Here is a 4364-nt window from a genome sequence, read left to right on the forward strand (position 1 = left end):
GCTCCCACATTTTAGTGATGCAGTGTCAGTTAAAGCCTGAACCGCCCCACCATCCCGTTCAAGTCCACCGCCAACCGCGACAGCTCGCTGCTCGCCGCACTGGTCTGGCTGGCGCCGGTCGCCGATTGCACAGACAAATCGCGAATGTTCACCAGGTTGCGATCCACTTCCCGCGCCACCTGCGCCTGCTCTTCAGCGGCACTGGCGATCACCAGGTTGCGCTCGTTGATTTCAACGATGGCGGTATTGATGGTGTCCAGCGACATCCCCGCACCCTTGGCGATATTCAGCGTCGACTCTGCACGCTCGGTGCTGTTGCGCATCGAATCCACTGCATGCTCGGTACCGGCCTGGATGCTGCCGATCATCCGCTCGATCTCGCTGGTGGACTGCTGGGTGCGATGGGCCAAGGCCCGCACTTCATCCGCCACCACCGCAAAACCACGCCCGGCTTCACCGGCACGCGCCGCTTCAATCGCTGCGTTCAGGGCCAGCAGGTTGGTCTGGTCGGCCAGGCCGCGAATCACGTCCAGCACCTTGCCGATGTCCCGGGACTCTTCCGCCAGGTTGCCGATCAGGGTCGCGGTGGCTTGCACGTCGCTGCTCATACGCTCGATGGCGCCGACGGTTTCCTGCACCAGGTCACGGCCATCGCCGGCCGAGGAGGTGGCGTTTTTCGAGGCTTCGGAAGTGCTGACCGCGTTGCGGGCCACTTCTTCAACCGCGCTGGTCATCTCGTTCACCGCCGTGGCGGCCTGTTCGATTTCGTTGTTTTGCTGGGTCAGGCCACGGGCGCTTTCGTCGGTCACGGCATTCAGCTCTTCCGCGGCGGAGGCCAATTGGGTGGCCGAGCCGGAAATGCGCTGCAAGGTGTCCTTCAATTTGTCCTGCATCTTGGCCATTGCCAACAGTAGTCGGCCGGCTTCGTCGTTGCCTTCCACCTTGATCGGGCGCGTCAGGTTGCCTTCGGCGATTTCCTCGGCGGCATCCAGGGCCTGGGCGATCGGCTGGGTAATGCTGCGGGTCAGCAGCCAGGCGAACAGCATGGTCAATGCAGTGGCGAGGATCAGCAGGATCACCACCAGCTCAAACGCCAGGTCGTACTGGTCGGCAGCTTGCTGGTTGGTGGCCAGCGCCATCTTGTTGTTGATGTCCAGCAGGCGGTTCAATACGGCGTTGACCTGATCCGAGTTGTTCAGCAGCTCGGTATTCAGCAGCGTGCGCAGTTCTTCCACCTGATTGGCTCGTGACAGGCTCTTCATGCGCTCTTCAATCTGATGGTACTGGGCCAGCAGACGCACATATTCATCGTAGGCAGCACGTTCTTCGCTGCTGTCGATCAACTTCTCGTAGACCGCCTGGGCCGTACGAGTCTGCTGATTGCGCACGTCAAAAGACTCAAGGGTCTTTTGCTGGACGTCGGGCTCGCGGTTGGTCAGCAGGCGATAGGACAGCACCCGCAGGCGCAGGGTCAGCTGGGTGAACTCGTCCAGGGCGCGAATGCTCGGCACGCTGCTGAGGGTGATGTCTTCCGTCGCCGCGCGAATCTTGCTCATCTGGTTCAACGCGAACACGCCGAGAAACAACATCAGCGCGCCAATCAACGCGAAGCCGAGGAAGGCCCGCGGCGCGATATTCATATTACGAAGAGACATGCTGTGATCCTGGGGAGAAGCGCGATCCATGCGGGGTTTGGGCGGGGTGTCCATGACCTATCGGTCATACGACTAAAGTCTTGAGGGGGTGCGCGCTTTTGTCGCAGGTCGGGACGGTCCGACGGGATTCAGGAACCAGATGCCATAAATGCAGTCACTAAGGCTCGAAAGCGTGGCCTGCCCTGTAAAATCAAGGCCCCGCGCCGGGGATAACCCTGGCATCCGAGGTGATTTTTCTTTATCGTCACCGCCCTTTGAAAAAGCCCGAGAAATCAAAATGTTAGAAGCATCCCTCAGCCAATTGGAACAACTGGTCAGTGACCTGGTACAGCAGAACCAGGATCTGCTGGGCACCAACGAATCCCTCAAGGCCGAACTGGCTCGCGCCAAGGATGAGAACGACAGCCTGCAACTCAACCTGATGGAACAGGAAGAAAAGCAGGGCGCCACCGCCGCCCGTATCCAGGCGTTGGTTGAGCGTGTGAGCGCAGGTCCTGTCAGCGCATGAATGAAGGGATAAAGGTCGTTTCGATTCTCGGTGAGGATTACTCGATCAAGGCACCGGAAGGGGAAGACAACACCCTGATGAGCGCCGTGACGATGCTCAAGGCATCCCTGGCCACCACCAAGAAAAAGTACCCGACGCTGATCGGTGACAAGCTATTGGTGCTGGCGGCGCTGAACCTGTGCGCCGAGCAGATCGAAATGCAAAAGCACCACCAGCAGGAACTCGACCGTTACCAAGAGCAAGTCAGCGCCACGGTCGAAGTGATTTCCAAGGCGATCGGAACGCCTTAGAACCACTCATCCTGCATCCCCAGGCACGTGTCATCGCGTGCCTCGAGAATCGCCAGTTCATGATGGCAGCCCGGTATTTCCCACGTCAGGAAGTACCGGGCGGCCTGGAGCTTGCCTTTATAGAAGGCGACATCGGCAGCATTGCCTTTGGCCAGCCCTTCCTCGGCGCGAATCGCCTGTTCCAGCCAGCGCCAGCCAATCACCGTATGCCCGAACACCTTCAGGTACAGCGCCGAATTCGCCAGGCTGCTGTTGACCTTGCCCTGGGCGAGATCCGTCAGCAGGCCGAGGGTGACCTCTTGCAGGCGCGTTACCAGTTGTTCCAGCGGTTCCCGCAAGGCAGTCAGCGACGGGTATTGCTGTGCCCGCGCGCCGGTCTCGGCGATCAGGCGAATCAGTTGTTTCAAGCCCGCACCGCCGTTCTGCGCCAGCTTGCGCCCGAGCAGATCCAGCGACTGAATGCCGTGGGTGCCTTCATGGATCGGATTCAGGCGGTTGTCGCGGTAGTACTGTTCCACCGGGTATTCACGGGTGTAGCCGTGGCCGCCGAGGATCTGGATCGCCAGTTCGTTGGCCTTCAGGCAAAACTCCGATGGCCAGGATTTGACGATAGGCGTCAGCAGATCCAGCAGTTCGTGGGCCTGTTTGCGCGCAGCTTCGGTTTCCAGGGTGGTGGTGTCGTCGAACAGGCGTGCGGCGTACAGGCCAAGGTCGAAGGCACCTTCCACGTAGGCTTTTTGGGTCAACAGCATGCGCTTGATGTCGGCGTGCTGAATGATCGACACCGGCGCGGTGTTCGGATCCTTGCTGTCCGGCAGGCGGCCTTGCGGGCGCTCGCGGGCGTATTCCAGGGAGTACAGGTAGCCGGCGTAACCGAGCATCACCGCGCCCATGCCCACGCCGATCCGCGCTTCGTTCATCATCTGGAACATGCAGCTCAGGCCTTGGTGCGGTTTGCCCACCAGGTAGCCGACACACTCGCCGTTATCGCCGAAATTCAGCGCGGTCGAGGTGGTGCCGCGCCAACCCATCTTGTGAAACAGCCCAGCCAGCAGCACATCGTTGCGTTTGCCCAGGCTGCCGTCGTCGTTGACCAGGAACTTGGGCACGATAAACAGCGAAATGCCCTTCACCCCGGCGGGCGCATCCGGCAGTTTGGCCAGCACCATGTGCACGATGTTTTCCGACAGCGGGTGATCGCCACCAGAGATGAAGATCTTGTTGCCCTTGAGGCGATAGCTGCCGTCAGCCGCCGGCTCTGCCCGGGTACGAATATCCGACAGCGACGAACCGGCGTGGGGCTCGGTCAAGGCCATGGTGCCGAAGAAACGGCCTTCGATCATCGGTTGCAGGAAGCGTTGTTTCTGCTCCTCGGTGCCGAAGCTCTCGATCAGGTTGGCGGCGCCCATGGTCAGGAACGGGTAGGACGTGGAAGCGGCGTTGGCTGACTGGAAGTGTGCGAAACAGGCTTGGGACAGCAGGGTTGGCAATTGCATGCCGCCAGCGTCGAAGCTGCGGGCGGCGTTGAGAAAGCCGGCTTCAAGGAAGGCATCCACCGCCGGTTTCACTTCAGGAATCAGAATCGCCTGACCGTTCTCGTAGCGGGGTTCGTTCTCGTCGCCCTTGCGGTTGTGCGGGGCGAAAAACTTCTCGGCAATGCTGCGGGCGGTGCCGATGGCAGCGTCGAAGGTTTCACGGTTGTGTTCGGCAAACCGCTCGCGCTGGGTCAGGCCCTCGGCATCGAGGACTTCGTACAGCTCGAAAGCCAGATTGCGGGAACTGAGCAGCGTCTCGGACATGGCGGCTTACCTGTGTGGGAATGGGCCGAGTCTAAGTGCGCAAATAGAGGCTGGATAGCAAGATTGATCTGGGTGATGGAGGGGCAAAACGCGGCTCGAAGGTGGAGCGCGG

4 protein-coding genes and 1 pseudogene are annotated in these 4364 nt (G+C 60.5%); 2 read left to right on the forward strand and 3 right to left on the reverse strand.

Going from position 1 to position 4364, the window contains the following annotated elements; genetic code table 11:
• Positions 1-29: 29 nt before the first annotated feature.
• Together SNL23_RS31570 and SNL23_RS31575 are read right to left on the reverse strand one after the other, a co-directional pair.
• Complete coding sequence (locus SNL23_RS31570; RefSeq protein WP_404942400.1) at positions 30-902, reverse strand: methyl-accepting chemotaxis protein; 873 nt, start codon at positions 900-902, stop codon at positions 30-32.
• Positions 903-935: 33 nt separating this feature from the next.
• Positions 936-1709, reverse strand: a pseudogene (locus SNL23_RS31575) (MCP four helix bundle domain-containing protein); the annotation flags it as partial.
• 223 nt (positions 1710-1932) lie between these two features.
• Here SNL23_RS31575 and SNL23_RS17180 point away from each other — a divergent pair.
• Together SNL23_RS17180 and SNL23_RS17185 are read left to right on the forward strand one after the other, a co-directional pair.
• A complete protein-coding gene (locus tag SNL23_RS17180; RefSeq protein WP_003209413.1) occupies positions 1933-2163 on the forward strand; it encodes a hypothetical protein in 231 nt (76 codons plus the stop codon).
• The gene (locus SNL23_RS17185; protein WP_003209415.1) at positions 2160-2453 is read left to right on the forward strand and encodes a cell division protein ZapA; all 294 of its coding nucleotides are present in this window, start codon (positions 2160-2162) and stop codon (positions 2451-2453) included. The genes SNL23_RS17180 and SNL23_RS17185 overlap by 4 nt, the downstream gene beginning before the upstream one ends.
• On the opposite strand, the gene SNL23_RS17190 is transcribed toward SNL23_RS17185, so the two are convergent.
• On the reverse strand, positions 2450-4252 hold the full coding sequence (locus tag SNL23_RS17190; protein ID WP_167662937.1) for an acyl-CoA dehydrogenase: 1803 nt from the start codon (positions 4250-4252) through the stop codon (positions 2450-2452). The two genes, SNL23_RS17185 and SNL23_RS17190, sit on opposite strands and share 4 nt — an antisense overlap.
• Positions 4253-4364: the final 112 nt, after the last annotated feature.

Source organism: Pseudomonas sp. SED1 (assembly GCF_034044025.1).
Classification (GTDB): Bacteria; Pseudomonadota; Gammaproteobacteria; order Pseudomonadales; family Pseudomonadaceae; genus Aquipseudomonas.

Coding starts and splice junctions, on each gene's coding strand:
- SNL23_RS31570 (WP_404942400.1), bottom strand. CDS start 902: ATGGCCAAGATGCAGGACAAATTGAAGGACACCTTGCAGCGCATTTCC.
- SNL23_RS17180 (WP_003209413.1), top strand. CDS start 1,933: ATGTTAGAAGCATCCCTCAGCCAATTGGAACAACTGGTCAGTGACCTG.
- SNL23_RS17185 (WP_003209415.1), top strand. CDS start 2,160: ATGAATGAAGGGATAAAGGTCGTTTCGATTCTCGGTGAGGATTACTCG.
- SNL23_RS17190 (WP_167662937.1), bottom strand. CDS start 4,252: ATGTCCGAGACGCTGCTCAGTTCCCGCAATCTGGCTTTCGAGCTGTAC.